This is a genomic window from Neptuniibacter sp. SY11_33 (assembly GCF_047778025.1).
GTDB lineage: Bacteria > Pseudomonadota > Gammaproteobacteria > Pseudomonadales > Balneatricaceae > Neptuniibacter.
This window is the reverse complement of record NZ_CP180543.1, coordinates 3,227,449-3,245,573: the sequence shown is the minus strand read 5'-3', so window position 1 is coordinate 3,245,573 and position 18,125 is coordinate 3,227,449. Positions and strand designations below refer to the sequence as shown.

The window sequence follows — 18,125 nt, the reverse complement described above, 5'->3', positions numbered from 1 at the left end:
TTTATAGGGGTATTCGATATGGCGAAGATTTCCGCTGCAATGGTTAAGGATCTGCGTGACCGTACTGGTCTAGGCATGATGGAGTGTAAGAAAGCACTTAAAGAAGCTGGTGGCGACATCGAAAAAGCGATTGAAGAGCTACGTAAAGCTTCTGGTATGAAAGCTGCTAAGAAAGCAGGTCGTACTGCAGCTGAAGGTGTTGTGGTTGTTAAAGTTGCAGACGATAGCAGCTACGCGGTAGCAGTAGAAGTTAACTCTGAAACTGACTTCGCTGCACGTGATGAAGGTTTCCTAGCTTTCGCTAATGTCGTTCTAGACAAAGCGTTTGCTGATAAAGCGACTGACGTAGAAGCGTTGATGGCTGGTGAACTGACTGATACGCGTGATGCATTGGTTCAGAAAATCGGTGAGAACATTGGTGTGCGTCGCGTATTCCTAGTTGAAGGTGGCGTTGTTGGTGCTTACGTGCATAGTAACAACAAAATTGCTGCACTTGTTCAGCTAGAAGGCGGTAACACTGAAACTGCTAAAGATATCGCTATGCATGTTACTGCTGTTAACCCTCAGGTTGTTAACAAAGAAGACATGCCAGCTGATGTTGTTGATAAAGAAAAAGAGATCATCCTTGCACAGCCAGATATGGCTAGCAAACCTGCTGAAATTGCAGAGAAAATGGTTATCGGTCGTATCAACAAGTTCTTGGCTGAAAACAGTCTGGTAGAGCAAGCTTTTGTTAAAAATCCAGATCAAAAAGTTGGTCAGGTAGCAAAAGATGCTGGCGCTACAATCTCTGCATTCACTCGTATCGAAGTGGGTGAAGGTATTGAAGTTGAAGAAGTGGACTTCGCTGCAGAAGTTGCTGCTCAGCTTAACGGCTAATAAGCTGTAAAGCTTAAGGGTTGCGCATCTAACCCATGCGCAACCCCTTCTTTTCTTGCTACACTCTCCTGATCCCAATTTCTGTGGAGATATACGGATGCCAACCACCGAGAAACAATCAAAATATAAACGCATATTGCTAAAGCTAAGCGGCGAAGCCCTAATGGGTGATGAAAGCTTTGGTATCGATTCAAATGTCCTTAATCGTATGGCCTTAGAAATAGGTCAGTTGGTAGGGATTGGTGTTCAAGTCGGTATGGTTATCGGCGGCGGCAATTTGTTTCGCGGCGCAGCGCTAAATGAAGCTGGGTTGGATCGTGTTACTGGCGACCATATGGGTATGCTTGCAACCGTAATGAATGCATTGGCTATGCGTGATGCATTGGAGCGTAGCAATATAAATACAAGGGTAATGTCGGCTATTCCGATGAGTGGTGTAGTGGACCATTACGACCGTCGAAATGCGATGCGCTACCTAAATCAGGGCGACGTTGTGATTTTTGCGGCGGGTACAGGAAATCCTTTCTTTACAACCGATTCTGCAGCTTGTCTTCGCGGTATTGAAGTTGATGCGGATGTTGTGTTGAAAGCAACGAAAGTTGATGGCGTTTATACGGCTGATCCGGTTAAGGATCCTACAGCGCGCCGCTACCGTCATTTAAGTTATGATGAAGTTTTAGAACAGCAATTGGGTGTTATGGATCTAACAGCGATCTGTTTGACGCGAGATCATAATATGCCAGTGCGTGTATTTAATATGAATAAACCAGGTGCTCTCGCCAATCTTGTAGTAGGTAGCGATGAGGGTACTTTGATCGATTGCAGTGAAACGGTTGGAGAAAAATATGCTGAATGAAATCACTCAGGATGCTGCCGAGCGCATGCAGAAAAGTGTTGAATCCCTAGTTACGAACTTTAAGAAGATCCGCACAGGTCGTGCACATCCGAGTATTCTAGAGGGGATTCAGGTTTCCTATTATGGTTCTAATGTCCCTTTGAGCCAAGTGGCAAATATTTCAGTTGAAGATGGTCGTACTCTTTCGATTGTACCTTGGGAAAAGCCAATGGTGCCGGTTATCGAAAAAGCAATAATGACATCTGATTTGGGCCTTAATCCAGCAACTGCAGGTGAAAATATTCGCGTGCCGATGCCGCCGTTAACAGAAGAAACGCGTAAAGGTTACATCAAACAGGCTCGTCAAGAAGCAGAAGGTGCGCGTGTGGCGATTCGTAATGTTCGCCGTGATGCAAACGGTGACCTTAAGGATCTTTTGAAAGAGAAAGAGATCACTGAAGATGATCAACGCCGTGGTGAAGATCAAATTCAGAAAGTTACGGATAAGCATGTTGCAGAAGTGGATGGCCTTCTGGAACAGAAAGAAAAAGATCTAATGGAAATTTGATCGAAGCAGCGGTGCTGTAAGGTGCCGCTGAATTATTTGCATGATATCAGAAAACAATTCTTCAGAAGTTTTTACTAATACGCCTCGGCATGTTGCCATCATTATGGATGGAAATAATCGCTGGGCAAAAGAGCGTCGACTGCCAGGTCTAGCAGGTCATAAAGCGGGGGTGGATTGTGTGCGCTCAGTGATCGAGGGCTGTGTGGAGTTGGGAGTTGAATCTCTGACTTTATTTGCCTTCAGTTCTGAGAATTGGAAGCGACCTCCGTTGGAGGTTAAAGGTCTAATGGAATTGTTCAAGCTGGCATTAGATCGAGAAGCGAAGAAATTATTGAAAAATAATATTCGCTTAAGAGTTGTTGGTGATAAAACATCATTTAGCGATTCGTTACAGAAAAAAATCAACCATGTTGAAGCTCTGACTGCCGATTGTGATGGTTTGCAGCTAAATGTTGCTGCAAATTATGGTGGCCGTTGGGATATTACCCAAGCGGCTCGTCAACTGGCTGAACAATGCATTGCTAATGACTTATCCCCTTCAGAAATTACTGAAGAATCGCTAGCGAAATATATTAACCTTTCTGATCTGCCTGAACCTGATCTATGTATCAGAACGGGTGGGGAACAGCGTATTAGTAATTTCCTGATCTGGCAATTTGCTTACACTGAATTGTATTTTTCGGATGCTTATTGGCCCGACTTTGATAAAGAGCATTTGAAAGCGGCAGTTCAAGATTATAGTGGTAGACAACGCCGTTTTGGTAAAACCAGTGAACAGGTAGAGGCGGAGCAAAATGCTTAAACAGCGAATATTAACCGCGCTTGTGCTTGCACCGTTAGCGTTGCTAGGTGTTTTTGCTTTACCTTTACCATCTTTTCTTTATTTTATGGATGTTGTCATTCTCTTGGGTGCTTGGGAATGGGCAAATTTATCCGGTTATGAAAGCCGTATTCAGCGTTTCATGTATGTAGGCTTCATGGCATCCATTCTTGCTGGTCTGCATCTTTTTTATACCAGTATTCCTGTTGAGCTTATCTTGTCAGCTGCACTCTTAGGTTGGATGATCGCGCTCATCTGGGTGGTGAAATATCCGCAGAGCACTGGTTGGAGCGCTGGCTGGAAACGTGCCTTGGTTGGCTTGGTTGTATTGGTGCCAAGCTGGATTGCATTTGTTGGACTTAAAGGTTCAGAAAACGGTGAGATGTTAATCCTGCTGTTGTTTCTTCTGGTTTGGGGTGCGGATGTCGGAGCGTATTTCTCGGGTAAAAATTTTGGTCGAGTAAAGTTAGCGCCTAATGTTAGTCCTGGTAAAACGCGAGAAGGCCTTTACGGTGGTTTGTTTGCCTGTGTTGTTATTGCTGTTGGATTTGCTTTGTATAGCGGGTTTGAAATGGTACAAGTTGTTCTTCTTGTTGTACTTGCTACCGTTACAGGGCTAATCTCGGTTCTTGGGGATTTGTTTGAAAGTATGCTGAAACGACATCGGGGCATTAAAGATAGTAGTCAGCTACTCCCTGGTCATGGAGGTGTATTGGATCGTATCGATAGCCTAACGGCAGCCTCTCCTTTATTTGTATTAGGTATGCAATATCTAATTGCATATTGAGATTGCTATGGAACTGTTGCACACCATTCTTGCTACAATCGTTACGCTGGGGATTTTAGTTACCATCCATGAATGGGGGCATTTTTATGTGGCTCGTCGTTGTGGAGTCAAAGTACTACGTTTCTCAGTAGGTTTTGGTAAAGCGTTTTATACTTGGAAAGATCGACAAGGAACTGAATATGCGATCGCAAGTATCCCTTTAGGCGGCTATGTCAAAATGCTTGATGAGCGTGAAGGTGATGTGCCTGAAGAACAGCTCTCCCAAGCATTTAATCGTAAACCTGTAATCCAACGTATCGCAATAGTTGCAGCAGGTCCTCTGGTAAATCTCATTTTTGCTGTCTTTGCTTATTGGTTTCTCTTTATTTATGGCGTGTCAGCTGTTGTTCCTGTAATTGGAGGACTTCAGTCTGGGTCTTTGGCTGAAAAGGCTGGTTTACCTATCAATTCTGAAATAGTAGCGGTTGATGGCTATGAAACTTTAAGTTGGGACGCCGTTAATTTGCGACTTGCTTCGCGCGTTGCTGAAAGTGGGGAGTTAAGCCTTAAAGTACGAGAAGAAGGAACGACTCTTGTAACGGATTATAAAATAGTCCTTGATGAATGGAAGGTAGATGTAGATAAACAATCGCCGGTCTCTGCATTGGGGCTTGTGCCTTGGCGTCCTCATGTGCCCGCTATATTTGGGCATTTCTTGGAAAATGGGCGGGCTGCAGGTTCAGGATTGGTGGTTGGTGATGAGGTGCTTTCAGTTAATGGTGCTGAAGTTAAAGATTGGCTGTCGTTTGTTAGTGTTGTAAAAGCCAATCCAGAACAAGATTTAAACCTGAAAATATATAGGGCTGGGCAAGAGTTATTTATCAAATTAAAGCCTGCTATGAAGGTGACGCAAGACGGGGTTCAAATAGGGTATATTGGAGCGGGTACTGAGCCTGTTTCTTTGCCAGAAAATATGGAAAGGCAGATAAGATATAACCCCATTGAATCGATTGTTATGGCTTTTGAAAGATCTTGGCAATTAATTGGATTGATTTTTGATTCGATATGGAAAATGCTGACGGGTGACATGTCGGTAAAAAACTTGAGCGGGCCAATTACCATTGCTAAAGTGGCCGGTTCTTCTGCTTCCTTAGGCATTGAGTATTATATTGGTTTTCTTGCATATCTGAGTATTAGCCTAGGTATCTTAAATTTACTGCCAATTCCTGTCTTAGATGGCGGGCATTTGCTTTATTATGCTGTTGAATTAGTGACAGGAAAGCCTGTAAGTGAGAATATTCAGCTCCTTGGCCTGAAAATTGGTATGGCTATGCTGCTTTCACTGATGTTTGTAGCATTGTTTAATGACTTTATGCGGCTTTAATAGCTGTTTCGATTATTTATTACGGATTAGACGCACTTCATGAAACGTGGCATTGGACTTCTAGTAGCGCTCTTTTTCTGGGTATCTTTTGCTCAGGCAAACACTTCATCTTTCGTTGTAGAAGATATCCGTTTAGAAGGGCTGCAGCGTGTTTCCCCTGGTATTGTGTTTAGGAATTTCCCTGTTACATCCGGTGAACAGGTAAATTCACTATCACTATCTAAGGCAACCAAAAAGCTATTTGCTTCTGGTTATTTTGATGATGTTGAGTTATTGCGTGACGACTCGGTACTTGTATTGCGTCTGCAGGAACGCCCATCGGTAAGTTTGATAAAGCTCGAAGGTAACAAGGTTCTAGAATCTGAAGCTTTATTAGATGGTTTGAAGCAAACTGGCTTGCAGGAAGGTGATGTATTTAAACGTTCAACACTAGAGCAAATCAAACAAGATCTAGTACGAGTATATGCTTCTCAAGGTCGCTACGGCGCAAGCGTCAGTACTGATGTAGAAAGTCTGCCGGGTAATCGTGTTGCGCTAAATATCAATGTTAAAGAAGGTCGTGTCGCAACAATTCAGCATATTAATGTTGTAGGTAATACAGTTTATTCTGATGAAGAGCTGAAAGAGCTTTTCTCTTTGAAATTGCCAAACTTCTGGTCTTTCTATAAAAAGGATGACCGTTATGCTCGACAAAAACTAACGGGTGATTTAGAACGAGTACGTTCTTACTACCTAGATAGCGGTTATGTGAATTTCTCTATCGATTCCACTCAGGTATCTATTACGCCTGACAAGAAAAATGTCTATATCACACTGAATGTAACTGAAGGCGAAAAGTACACTATTCGTGATGTGGCTGTTGCTGGCGAAATGGTAGTGCCAGAAGCTGAACTTTTAGATACTGTTCGAGTTGAAGAGGGTCAGGTATTTTCTCGTCGTTTGATTACAGAGTCTCAAGATGCTCTAAATAAGCGTATTGGTGATGCAGGGTATATGTTTGCAAATATCTCTCCTGCGCCGGAGCTGCACGATGATAATACAGTTACGGTTAAGTTTTTCGTTGATCCGGGTAAGAGAACATACGTTCGCCGTATCAATATTCGAGGTAATACGCGTACCGCTGATGAAGTTATTCGTCAGCATTTGAAACAGATGGAAGCAGCGGTTGCATCAAGTGAACTGATTGAACAGTCCAAACAGCGCCTAGAGAAAACAGGCTATTTTAAAACGGTTGCTGTTGACACTACACCAGTACCGGGTAGTAACGATTTAGTTGATATTGATTACCTCGTTGAAGAGCAGCAATCTGGTTCGTTCTCCGCGAGCGTCGGTTTCTCCCAAAGCTCAGGTATCATTCTGGGCTTCAAACTACAACAAGATAACTTCTTAGGAACTGGTAAGAAAGTCGGTATTGGTATCTCTAATAGTGATACATTGACTGAGTACTCCTATAGCTTTGTAGATCCTTATTACACAGTAGATGGTGTAAGCCGTGGCTTTAACGTTTATTATCGTGAGCGAGATTTTGATGAAGATAACGCCAGTGCGTTTTCTACAGATGAAATGGGTGGTGGTGTAAACTTCGGTTATCCAATTGATGATTATCAGCGTTTGAACTTTGGGATTAACGTTGAAAAAGTGACAATTAAAACCAATGAGACTGAAACACCAGACGAAATCAATCAATATCTTGCTGATGAAGGTAATGATTACATCAATTTGAATGTTGTGGGGCGTTGGAGCTCAAACCATTTAAACCGTGGTTTCTTCCCTACAAAAGGTTACTCTCAAAGTTTATCTTTAGAGCTTGGTTTACCTGGTAGTGATTTGAGTTATTACAAAGCGCAGTATAACGGCAAGTGGTACTACCCTCTGACTGATGACCGATTCTGGATTCTGTCCTTGAAGGGGCGTGTTGGTCTTGGTGGTGAACTAGGTCAGAATGAATATCCATTCTATAAACACTTCTTTGCCGGTGGTTTGAAAACTGTTCGTGGTTATGAACAGAATTCTTTGGGTCCGCGAGATTCTAAAGATGATCCATTTGGCGGTGATGTATTGGTTACCGGTGGTGCGGAATTTATTTTTCCTACGCCTTTTGTAAAAGAAAGAACATCTTGGCGTACACTGTTGTTTGTTGATGCGGGTAATGTATTTGATACTGACTGTTCGTCAGTGTCCAAACCTGGTAATTGTACGGATGGTGTCGAGCTTGATGAACTAAGATTGTCGGCTGGATTTGGTTTGAGTTGGTTGACGCCAATTGGGCCTCTGTCTGTTGCCTTGGCAGCTCCTCTAAATGATAAAACTGGTGACGATACTGAAGTATTCCAGTTCGCATTAGGTCAAACTTTCTAAGGAATAGAATATGAAATTTAAAGCCGTATTGGGTTTTCTTTTTGCTGCCACATTAAGCTTCAATGTAAGTGCTGAGAAAGTCGCTGTTTTAGGTGTCCAGCAAGCGCTACTTGCTTCTGAAGCTGCTGCAGATTATCGCCAGTCTTTAAAAACTGAATTCGCGAAAGACGATAAGAAAATGCTTGATCTGGAAAAGCAGGTCAAAGCTGCAAGGGAGAAACTTAAGAAGAATAAGGATCTAGCTTCTGAGGCTGAATTGAAGAAAATGAGTATTCAATTTCAAAAAGTCTTTGCAGAGTATCAAAAGAATGGTCAGGCGTTACAGCAGAAAAAAATGCAGCGTGAACAAGCGTTTATTCAAGAAATGCGCCCTCGTCTAGATAAAGTGATCCGTGATCTTATCGAGAAAGAAGGTTACGACGTAGTGATCGCGAAACAAGCAACGTTGTTTACAAAAAAAGAACTAGATATTACTCCTCGAGTAGTTGAACTGCTTAACAAACAGTAGGCTAGCCATACTGAATGAGTTCAAATGAGTATACGCTAAAGCAAATAGCTGAATTTTTATCAGCAGAGTTGCATGGCGATGGTGAATTCAAGGTTAGTGCTCTAGCTACCTTGGAAAAGGCTGGATCTTCGGATTTGAGCTTTATAGCGAATAGTAAATACCAAAAATATCTATGTGACACGCAAGCGGGGGCTGTTTTGATGGCTCCTGCAGACTTCGAGCAGTATAAGGGTAATGCTTTAATTATTGATAATCCCTATCTTGCTTATGCGCGTGTTAGTCAGCTCTTTATCCTACCCTCTGAATCTATAGAAGGTGTCGCAAATTCAGCTAATATTGCTAATTCTGCAAAAATTGCTGATACAGCTTCTATTGCTCATGGAGTCTTCATTGGCGAACGAGTAGTGGTTGAAGATGGGGTTGTTATTGGGCCAAATTCAGTTGTTGGGGATGACTGTCGTATAAGTGCTTCGTCAGTTCTTCAGGCTAATGTGACTTTGTATGCGGATGTTCATATTGGTCAAAGTTGTCTTGTGCATAGTGGTGCAGTTTTAGGGGCAGATGGATTTGGTTTTGCCAATGAAAAAGGCAGCTGGGTAAAAATCGCGCAGTTAGGTGGAGTTAGGGTTGGTAATAGCGTTGAGATTGGTGCTGGGACCACAATAGACCGTGGAGCTTTAGAGCACACAATTATATCTGATGGAGTGATTTTAGATAATCAAATACAAATTGCTCACAACGTTACTATTGGTGAGAAAACTGCGATTGCGGGTTGTACGGCAGTAGCTGGAAGCACTAAAATTGGTGCCGGTTGTACTATAGCTGGAGCATGTGGAATTACAGGGCATTTAGCTATTGCTGCTGGCAGTCATATCACCGCAATGTCATTAGTTACAAAATCAATTACTGAGCCAGGCGTTTATTCGTCTGGTACAGGTATGCTTCCGCATAATCAGTGGAAGAAGAACGTTGTCAGGTTCCGTCAGTTAGATGACTTGGCGCGTCGTATAAAGTCTGTAGAAGATAAGATTACTGAGATTAAGGGTTCTTAAGAAATGATGGATGTAAATGAAATACGGGAATACCTTCCGCACCGCTATCCGTTTTTATTGGTAGATCGTGTGCTGGAGTTAGAAAAGGGAGAATCCATTGTTGCGATTAAAAACGTTACAGTTAATGAGCCTTTTTTCAACGGTCATTTTCCTGATCATCCAGTAATGCCTGGTGTTTTGATTGTCGAAGCAATGGCTCAAGCGGCGGGTATCCTGGGTTTTAAAACTATGGACAAAAAACCGCAAGATGGCTCGATCTACTACTTTGTTGGATCAGATAAACTACGCTTTAAACGACCTGTAGTGCCAGGAGATCAGTTGAAGCTTGAAGCAAAAGTTATCTCTGAGCGCCGCGGTATCTGGAAGTTTGATGTGCGAGCTACCGTTGAAGGTGATATGGTAAGTAGTGCAACAATTTTGTGTGCTGATAGAAAGGTTTAAATCTTGATAGATTCCCGTGCTCTTATAGACCCTACTGCAAAACTTGCTGATGATGTTCAGGTAGGGCCTTGGTCATTAATTGGGCCTGATGTAGAAATTGGTGCGGGCACCGTTATTGGTCCACATGTGGTTATCAAGGGGCCAACCAAGATCGGGAAAAATAACCGTATATTTCAGTTCTCGTCTGTTGGTGAAGATTGCCAAGATAAGAAATATGCGGGTGAACCGACGACTCTGACGATTGGGGATGAAAATGTTATCCGTGAAGGTGTCACGATACATCGTGGTACTATTCAGGATGCAGGTACAACGACAATAGGCAGTCATAATCTTTTTATGGCTTATGCTCATGTTGCTCACGATTGTGTCGTTGGTGATCATGTGATCATGGCCAATAATACGGCTATTGCAGGGCATGTGCATATTGGCGACTGGACCATTCTTGGTGGTTTTACGGCAGTGCATCAGTTCTGTAGAATCGGCTCTCACGTCATGTGTGGAACCAGTACCGTTGTGCTCAAGGATATACCTTCCTACATTATGGCGAATGGTAATACTGCTAAGCCTCATGGTATTAACGTTGAAGGCCTCAAACGTCGTGGCTTTGATGCTGATACCATTACTCAGTTACGTCGTGCTTATAAAACTATCTTCCGTAATAAACTTACAACAGCTCAGGCCTTATCTGAATTAAAGTCCATGGCTAATGAATGTCCTGAAGTTGTACCGATGATCCAATCTATTGAATCCTCTACTCGTGGCATAATTCGCTGAGGTTGATTATGCCAAAACCTTTACGAGTAGGCATTGTGGCTGGTGAAGCTTCAGGCGATATCTTAGGTGGCGGCTTAATCAAAGCGTTGAAAAATCGCTACCCTGAACTGGCTGTTGAGGGAATTGGTGGTGAGTTGATGATCGCGCAAGGCTGCCATTCTCATTACCCGCTGGAAAGATTGTCAGTTATGGGGTTAGTTGAGGTTCTTGGGCGTTTGCCAGAACTTCTTGGTATCCGTAAAAAGCTAATTAACCACTTCATCGATAACCCTCCCGATGTATTTATAGGCGTAGATGCACCAGACTTTACTCTGAAAATGGAAGGGGAGTTAAAGGCTGTTGGAATACCCACGGTGCACTATGTGAGTCCTTCTGTTTGGGCTTGGAAGCAGAAGCGTATTTATAAAATCAAACGCACCACCGATCTAGTTCTTAGTCTCTTTCCATTTGAGGCGAAGCATTATGCACCCACCCAGCAGCGCGTCGCTTTTGTCGGTCATCCCCTAGCGGATAGTATTCCGCTCAGCGTCAATGTAGTTGAGAGTAAGAAAAGGTTTGCAGTAAAGCCAGATGAAAAAATTATTGCGTTGTTGCCTGGTAGTCGAGGTAGTGAGCTTAAATATTTGGCTGAGCCCTTTTTAGATACAGCTCGCTGGCTGAGTGAGAGGTTAGAGAATGTTCGTTTTGTTATCCCTGCTGCCAATGAAACACGTCATGATCAGTTGCATCAATTAATAGTAGAAAAATACTCTGATCTAAATATTCAGCTTGTGATGAAGCATTCGCGTGATGTGATGGCTATAGCCGATAGTATTTTGATAGCGTCCGGAACCGCGACATTGGAAGCGACTATTTTGCAGAAACCAATGGTTGTAGCGTATAAAATGGCATCATTGACCTATGCGATCTATTCGCGAATGGTTAAATCTAAGTTTATATCTTTACCAAATCTGTTGGCTGATGAGGCTCTAGTGCCTGAAATCCTACAAGATCAGGTAAAGCCTGAAGTGCTCGGGCCTGCGGTATTAAAAAGTTTGCAAGATAATGAATACAAAACTTATTTGCGTGATAAGTTTTCAGTAATACACGAGCAGCTTCATCAAGACGCAGACGAGAAAGCAGCAGATGCCATTGAGGCGCTTTTGAAAGATAAAGGTGTGATCTCATGAGTACGATAGAATTAGATTTTTCTCAGGATAAAAGAGTTGCTGGTGTTGATGAGGTTGGCCGTGGTCCGTTGGTGGGAAATGTTGTTGCTGCCGCAGTCATTTTGGATCCAGCAAATCCTATCCAAGGCTTAGCTGATTCGAAAAAACTCTCTGCTAAAAAGCGAGAGCAGCTTTATATAGAGATCAAGGATAAGGCGTTAGCATGGTGTGTCGCTTCAGCATCGCCAGCAGAAATTGATGAAATCAATATACTGCATGCATCTATGTTAGCTATGAAAAGAGCTGTCGAAGGTTTGGATCTACCAGCTGAATTTGTATACGTTGATGGCAATCGTAGCCCTGACCTGAATTGTCCCAGTGAGCCCGTTGTAAAGGGTGATAGCAAGATCCCTGAGATTAGTGCAGCGTCTATTTTAGCCAAAGTTGATCGTGATAGAGAGATGCAGCTTCTAGATCAGCAATACCCACAGTACGGCTTTGCTAAACATAAGGGATACCCTACAGCTCTACATTTTGAAAAACTGGCTGAACATGGCCCGCTACCTGAACATCGTCGCAGTTTTAAGCCCGTACGGGATCTGCTTTCCTAACCTTTTAATAAGTTTGTTTTATGTCTGATCCGCAGTTTATTCATCTTCGCGTTCACACTGAATTTTCTCTAGTTGACGGTTTGGTTCGTGTCAAAGAGCTGGTTAATGCCGCTAAAGATGACCATATGCCCGCCGTTGGTATGACGGATCAAACGAATTTCTTTGGTTTGGTGAAATTCTTTAAGGCGGCAACAGGCAGTGGTGTTAAGCCTATTTGCGGTTCCGATCTGTGGGTGGAAAATACTGATGAACCTAGTGGAGAACCTTACCGTTTAACCTTGTTGGTTCGAAATGCTGAGGGTTACCTCAACCTGATGGAATTGATCTCGCAGGCTTATGCTGAGGGTCAAAATGTTCTGGCGGATATGGCCTTGGTTAAACCTGAGTGGGTAGAGGCTAAATCAGCTGGCTTAATTGCATTGTCAGGTGGGCGGAAAGGTGAAGTTGGTCGTTCTATCTTGGCTAATAATGATCAGGCAGGGGCGGTTTTAGAGCGCTGGATGAAAGTCTTTCCAAACAGCTTTTATCTCGAAGTTCAAAGAACAGGTAGAGTGGGTGACGAGCAGATTGTTCATGATTCTGTTGAATTGGCTAAAGCCTATAACTGTCCATTGGTTGCGACCAATGAGGTCATGTTTATCAATGAGTCAGATTTTGAGGCTCATGAAGTACGTGTTTGCATCAACCAAGGTCGTACGTTAGAAGATCCAACACGTCCAAAAGAATACAGTGACCAGCAATACTTCCGTTCCCAAGAAGAGATGGTTGAGCTCTTCAGTGATATTCCATCCGCGGTCCAAAACACAGTAGCGATTGCTAAGCGCTGTAATATCGAGATTGAAATCGGCACATATTATCTGCCGAAGTATCCTATCCCTGAAGGGATGTTGATGGATGATTATTTCCGAAAAGTGTCTTTTGATGGCTTGGAAGAGCGCCTTGAGATCATTCTTGATAAGGAAGATCCTGATTATCAAGCGAAGCGTCAGGAGTACATCGATCGCTTAGAGTTTGAATTGGATATTATTATCCAGATGGGTTTCCCGGGTTACTTCCTGATCGTAATGGACTTCATTATGTGGGGTAAGGAAAACGGTGTTCCTGTAGGTCCTGGGCGTGGCTCAGGTGCGGGTTCCTTGGTTGCTTATGCACAAAAAATTACCGATCTCGATCCGTTAGAATATGACCTGCTGTTCGAACGATTCCTCAACCCTGAACGTGTCTCCATGCCTGATTTCGATATCGATTTCTGCATGGATAACCGAGATAAGGTGATCGACTATGTGGCACGAACCTACGGACGTGATGCTGTTTCTCAGATCGTAACCTTCGGTACTATGGCTGCGAAAGCGGTAGTTCGAGATGTGGCGCGTGTACAAGGTAAGCCGTTTGGTCTTGCTGACCGACTTTCAAAGCTTATTCCTTTTGAGCCAGGTATTACTCTGAAAAAAGCCTTGGATCAGGAGCCTATGCTAGGTGAGTTTATTGAGTCCAGTGAAGAGGCTCAAGAAATCATGGATATGGCGTATAAGCTCGAAGGTGTGACGCGAAATGTAGGTAAGCACGCTGGTGGTGTAGTAATCGCACCTACCAAATTAACAGACTTTGCTGCTACATACTGTGATGAAGAGGGTAATGGTCTTGTTACTCAGTTCGATAAAGGTGATGTGGAAGAAGCTGGGTTAGTAAAATTCGACTTCTTGGGTCTGCGTACTCTGACAATTATCGATTGGGCGTTGCAAACGGTAAACCGTATTCGCGAAAAGGACGGTGAAGAGCCGCTCGATATCGCTCTGATTGATCTAGAAGACAGAAAGACCTTTGACCTTCTGCAAGCGGCAGAAACTACGGCAGTATTCCAGCTTGAGTCCAGCGGCATGAAGGATTTGGTTCGTAGACTATTACCTTCGCGCTTCGAAGATATTGTCGCGCTAGTAGCTCTATTCCGTCCGGGGCCGCTGCAATCAGGCATGGTGGATGACTTTATCAACCGTAAGCATGGTCGCGCTGAGATGGCGTGGCCACACCCTGATTACCAATTGGATTCACTGCAACCAGTACTTGAGCCGACTTACGGAATTATCCTTTACCAAGAGCAGGTAATGCAGATTGCTCAGGTAATGGCAGGTTATACCCTCGGTGGTGCGGATATGCTGCGTCGTGCGATGGGTAAGAAGAAACCTGAAGAGATGGCAAAGCAGCGGGTCTCTTTCCTTGAAGGTTCCGAGCAGAATGGTATCGATCGTGACTTGGCTGGGAATATCTTCGATCTTGTAGAGAAATTCGCAGGTTATGGTTTTAACAAATCCCACTCGGCTGCTTATGCCTTAGTTTCTTATCAAACGGCTTGGCTGAAAGCTCATTACCCAGCGCCATTTATGGCGGCGGTAATCTCTTCGGATATGCAGAATACCGACAAGGTAGTCATCTTCATTGAAGAGTGTCGTGTGATGGGGATTCCTCCTGCTTTACCGGATGTTAATACCGGTGAATACATGTTCACTGTAAATGATGAAGGTGTCATTGTTTATGGTCTAGGTGCGATTAAAGGTGTAGGTGAAGGGCCGATAGAAGCGATCACGGAAGCGCGCGAAGGTGGCGGTCCATTTGCGGATCTATTTGATTTCTGTGAGCGGGTTGGTGCGAAGAAGCTTAATAAGCGTGTTTTGGAAGCTTTGGTTCGTTCCGGAGCATTAGATTGTCTTGGCGCTGAGCGTGCAATTCTATGGGAGGCTATCCCAGATGCGCTTAAAGCTGCCGACCAAGCGGCCAAAAACCAAGATGCAGGGATGTTCGATCTTTTTGGTGAAGTAGAAGCCGAATCTGATCGCTGCTCATATGAAGATTACAAGTCGGTTAGATCTTGGACGGATAAAGAGCGCCTTACGGGTGAAAAAGATACGCTCGGTTTGTACCTAACAGGCCATCCTATCGATGAATATGAGTCCGAATTAAAGCACTTTGTTGGTAAGCGTATTGTTGAGTTGCAGCCTGCCCGTGGACAGACCCAAAAAATGGCAGGTTTGGTGGTTGATCTGCGACTTAAGAAAACCAAAAAAGGCGATAATCTTTGTTTTGTGACTTTGGATGACCGTACTGCGCGTATCGATGTAACTCTTTTTGGGGATACCTATGATGCTGTACGTGAACTTGTTCATAAAGACGCAGTACTAGTCGTTGAGGGAGAAGTGGCGGAGGATCACTTCTCTGGTGGAATTAAAGTGCGCGTAAGTAAAGTGCTGACCATTCCGCAGGCGCGTGCTCAGTATGCGGCAGGTATCCAAGTGAAATGTAACGAAAGTCAGTTAGCTGGTAGACGCCTGAAAGAACTGCAGGAGCTGCTTAATAGTTATAAGGGGGAAGGTTCTCTACCAGTGCAGTTGCGCTACTCTCGACCTGACGCTGAAGCAACTATAACTTTGGGTGATAACTGGCAGGTTCAAGCTAACGATGATTTGTTGATTGCATTAATGGAACGGTTCGGAAGTGATGCCGTTTCATTAACCTATTAGTCAGTTTAGCTAGCGTAACTTTGCTGTCCTGTTTAGAGTCGAGGCTTTCTCTTGTAGGGTCTGGTTCTTAAAGCTGCAAACAGGTACACTTTGGGCAATTTTTTTACTATTGAATAGATGAGTCATATGAATCCGAACTATCTGGATTTTGAACAGCCAATTGCAGAGCTGCAGGCAAAAATTGAAGAGCTACGTCTGGTAGGTGATTCAGCTGAGCTGAATATCTCCGATGAGATTAAGCGTCTGGAAGACAAAAGCCGCACTCTGACAGAATCTATTTTCTCTGATCTGTCTGCTTGGCAAGTATCACAGTTATCCCGTCACCCTCAGCGTCCATATACATTGGATTACATCGATTATATGTTCGATGAGTTTGATGAAATTCACGGTGATCGTCACTTTGCTGACGATCAGGCAATCGTGGGTGGTATCGCACGTATGGACGAGCGACCAATAATGGTCATCGGTCATCAGAAAGGTCGTGGTGTTCAGGAGCGTCAGAAGCGTAACTTTGGTATGCCTCGTCCAGAAGGCTACCGTAAAGCGCTTCGCTTAATGGAGATGGCTGAACGTTTTAAAATGCCCATCATGACTTTTATTGATACCCCGGGTGCTTACCCAGGTATCGATGCTGAAGAACGTGGTCAGTCAGAAGCTATTGCATTTAACCTAGCTAAAATGTCGCAGCTAAAAACACCTGTTATCTCCACTGTCATTGGTGAAGGTGGTTCGGGTGGTGCATTGGCAATCGGCGTATGCGATGAGCTAATGATGATGAGTTACTCAACGTATTCAGTAATTTCTCCAGAAGGTTGCGCTTCCATTCTTTGGAAGAGCGCTGAGCGAGCTGCAGATGCAGCTAAAGCAATGGGGATTACTTCTGATCGTCTGTTTGAGTTAGGCTTGGTTGATCAGATCGTAAGTGAGCCACTTGGTGGTGCTCACCGTGATCCAGCCCTAACTGCGGCTAATCTTAAGCGTCATCTATCAGAAGTGCTAGGTCGCTTAGATGAGCTATCTACCGATGAATTGCTAGAGCGTCGTTACAAGCGCTTGATGGCATACGGTTTTGGTGGTGAATCCTAATTCAGGCAATCTCACCGCTTTACAGGAGTGTGAGCGCCAGTTTAAGGCGCTGACCTCCCGTTTTATCTCTTCTCTAGATTCTTCCTCTTTAATCTCCCGTTGGGTTATTGCTCATAGCGGGGGTTTAGACTCTCAGTTATTGCTGCATCTTGCGTGTCAGGTGTTGCCGCGCAATCAGATAGTCGTGCTTCATATCAACCATAATCTGCAGGTTGAGTCAGATGGTTGGTCAAAGTTTTCAAAGAAACAGGCTGAGGTTAATGGTGTTGCTCATCATTTGGTTTCGGTTACTCCGAATAATTCCTCTGAAGTTGCTGCAAGGGATGCGCGTTACGCAGCGTTTAATGACTTTGTTGTCGAAGGTGATTGTGTGCTGGTTGGTCATCATGCTGATGATCAGGCTGAAACATTACTGTTTCGTTGGTTAAGAGGTGCCGGGCTGACGGGCTTAAAAGGCATGCCTGGACAGCGGGAACTAGGGCAGGGGTATCTATTGCGGCCATTGCTTTATTGTTCGCGTAAACAATTGGAGCAAGCAGCAACTGAGATTGACCTAGAATTTATTCAGGATCCATCTAATGATTCCATTGAGTATGACCGCAACTTTTTAAGGCATAAGGTATTACCTGAATTAAAGCTGCGTTGGCCGCAATTACTTTCTCGTTGGCAAAAAAATGCAGACTTGGTGGCTAAAAGTGAGTCTTTATTGAATCATTATTTAGATCAAGATTTGAGTCAGTGTTTAACTGCGAATAGGCAGTTAAATCTGGATGTCTGGGGGCTTTTGATTGAGATAAAGCGCCCCGAGCTGATTCGCCGCTGGGTCTATAACGAGATTGGTTTCTTGCTTAACGAATGGCAGTTAGAGCAAATTCAGCAGGATGTTATTCAAGCGCAATCGGATGCTAATCCCATTTATTCAATACAGGAACACTCGCTACGCCGCTTTCGCAATCATTTGTATATAGTATCTCCATCCTCTGAACTGCTCGATAATGTCGAAATATCTGAGGCTGGTAGATGGGCGTTGGGAGATGGTGAGCTAATAATCGAATTAACTAAGCCGCTACAGAAATCATTGAAACTTCAGCGCCGCAAGGGTGGTGAAAGATGTATTCCTCATGGGCGGCAGCATTCAAAATCGGTAAAGAAATTGCTCCAAGAAGCGGATCTTCCTCCTTGGGTGAAGGTGGACTGGCCATTGATTTTTCAGGGTGAAACCGTAGTTGCTGTGCCGGGTATCTGTGTTTGTGATGGCTGGGATAAAGAAAGCTCAGGTTTTTCGCTTTTATGGCGTCCCTTATCATTGTCTGATTAGCCCTGATTTGCTATCCTATAGCCCCATCTCGATCTTAAAAAATCCTCGCTTAAACACGATCAAAC

At 43.8% G+C, this 18,125-nt stretch carries 16 protein-coding genes; all 16 read left to right on the top strand.

Annotated features, from left to right (window positions below; translation table 11 throughout):
- Window positions 1-18 precede the first annotated feature (18 nt).
- The 16 genes from tsf to tilS all read left to right on the top strand — a co-directional run bounded on the left by tsf (window position 19) and on the right by tilS (window position 18,060).
- On the top strand, window positions 19-879 hold the full coding sequence (gene tsf, locus ACMXYV_RS15345) for a translation elongation factor Ts (protein ID WP_415889322.1): 861 nt from the start codon (window positions 19-21) through the stop codon (window positions 877-879).
- A gap of 97 nt (window positions 880-976) precedes the next feature.
- Window positions 977-1,735: a UMP kinase gene (gene pyrH, locus ACMXYV_RS15340; RefSeq protein ID WP_415889321.1), complete on the top strand. Its 759-nt coding sequence runs from the start codon at window positions 977-979 to the stop codon at window positions 1,733-1,735.
- On the top strand, window positions 1,725-2,282 hold the full coding sequence (gene frr, locus ACMXYV_RS15335) for a ribosome recycling factor (protein WP_415889320.1): 558 nt from the start codon (window positions 1,725-1,727) through the stop codon (window positions 2,280-2,282). Before pyrH ends, frr begins: the two co-directional genes overlap by 11 nt.
- 40 nt (window positions 2,283-2,322) lie before the next feature.
- The gene (locus ACMXYV_RS15330; RefSeq protein WP_415889319.1) at window positions 2,323-3,084 is read left to right on the top strand and encodes an isoprenyl transferase; all 762 of its coding nucleotides are present in this window, start codon (window positions 2,323-2,325) and stop codon (window positions 3,082-3,084) included.
- The gene (locus ACMXYV_RS15325; RefSeq protein ID WP_415889318.1) at window positions 3,077-3,889 is read left to right on the top strand and encodes a phosphatidate cytidylyltransferase; all 813 of its coding nucleotides are present in this window, start codon (window positions 3,077-3,079) and stop codon (window positions 3,887-3,889) included. Before ACMXYV_RS15330 ends, ACMXYV_RS15325 begins: the two co-directional genes overlap by 8 nt.
- Before the next feature lie 7 nt (window positions 3,890-3,896).
- Window positions 3,897-5,252, top strand: coding sequence for a sigma E protease regulator RseP (rseP, locus tag ACMXYV_RS15320; protein ID WP_415889317.1), 1,356 nt, complete (start codon window positions 3,897-3,899; stop codon window positions 5,250-5,252).
- A 39-nt stretch (window positions 5,253-5,291) separates the two neighbouring features.
- Window positions 5,292-7,610 carry an outer membrane protein assembly factor BamA gene (bamA, locus tag ACMXYV_RS15315; protein WP_415889316.1) on the top strand — a complete coding sequence of 773 codons (2,319 nt, stop codon included), beginning with the start codon at window positions 5,292-5,294 and terminating at the stop codon, window positions 7,608-7,610.
- Window positions 7,611-7,620: 10 nt separating this feature from the next.
- On the top strand, window positions 7,621-8,118 hold the full coding sequence (locus tag ACMXYV_RS15310; protein ID WP_415889315.1) for an OmpH family outer membrane protein: 498 nt from the start codon (window positions 7,621-7,623) through the stop codon (window positions 8,116-8,118).
- Between the two features lie 14 nt (window positions 8,119-8,132).
- Window positions 8,133-9,170, top strand: a complete 1,038-nt coding sequence (gene lpxD / locus ACMXYV_RS15305; RefSeq protein ID WP_415889314.1) for a UDP-3-O-(3-hydroxymyristoyl)glucosamine N-acyltransferase — start codon at window positions 8,133-8,135, stop codon at window positions 9,168-9,170.
- A gap of 3 nt (window positions 9,171-9,173) precedes the next feature.
- Window positions 9,174-9,611, top strand: a complete 438-nt coding sequence (gene fabZ, locus ACMXYV_RS15300; RefSeq protein WP_415882444.1) for a 3-hydroxyacyl-ACP dehydratase FabZ — start codon at window positions 9,174-9,176, stop codon at window positions 9,609-9,611.
- A 3-nt stretch (window positions 9,612-9,614) separates the two neighbouring features.
- Entirely contained in the window at window positions 9,615-10,385 is a 771-nt protein-coding gene (lpxA, locus tag ACMXYV_RS15295; protein ID WP_415889313.1) for an acyl-ACP--UDP-N-acetylglucosamine O-acyltransferase, read from the top strand.
- 8 nt (window positions 10,386-10,393) lie between these two features.
- Window positions 10,394-11,554, top strand: a complete 1,161-nt coding sequence (lpxB, locus tag ACMXYV_RS15290) for a lipid-A-disaccharide synthase (RefSeq protein WP_415889312.1) — start codon at window positions 10,394-10,396, stop codon at window positions 11,552-11,554.
- Window positions 11,551-12,144: a ribonuclease HII gene (gene rnhB, locus ACMXYV_RS15285; protein ID WP_415889311.1), complete on the top strand. Its 594-nt coding sequence runs from the start codon at window positions 11,551-11,553 to the stop codon at window positions 12,142-12,144. The genes lpxB and rnhB overlap by 4 nt, the downstream gene beginning before the upstream one ends.
- 20 nt (window positions 12,145-12,164) lie before the next feature.
- Entirely contained in the window at window positions 12,165-15,656 is a 3,492-nt protein-coding gene (dnaE, locus tag ACMXYV_RS15280) for a DNA polymerase III subunit alpha (protein ID WP_415889310.1), read from the top strand.
- A 126-nt stretch (window positions 15,657-15,782) separates the two neighbouring features.
- On the top strand, window positions 15,783-16,742 hold the full coding sequence (accA, locus tag ACMXYV_RS15275) for an acetyl-CoA carboxylase carboxyl transferase subunit alpha (RefSeq protein ID WP_415889309.1): 960 nt from the start codon (window positions 15,783-15,785) through the stop codon (window positions 16,740-16,742).
- On the top strand, window positions 16,732-18,060 hold the full coding sequence (gene tilS, locus ACMXYV_RS15270) for a tRNA lysidine(34) synthetase TilS (protein ID WP_415889308.1): 1,329 nt from the start codon (window positions 16,732-16,734) through the stop codon (window positions 18,058-18,060). The genes accA and tilS overlap by 11 nt, the downstream gene beginning before the upstream one ends.
- Window positions 18,061-18,125: the final 65 nt, after the last annotated feature.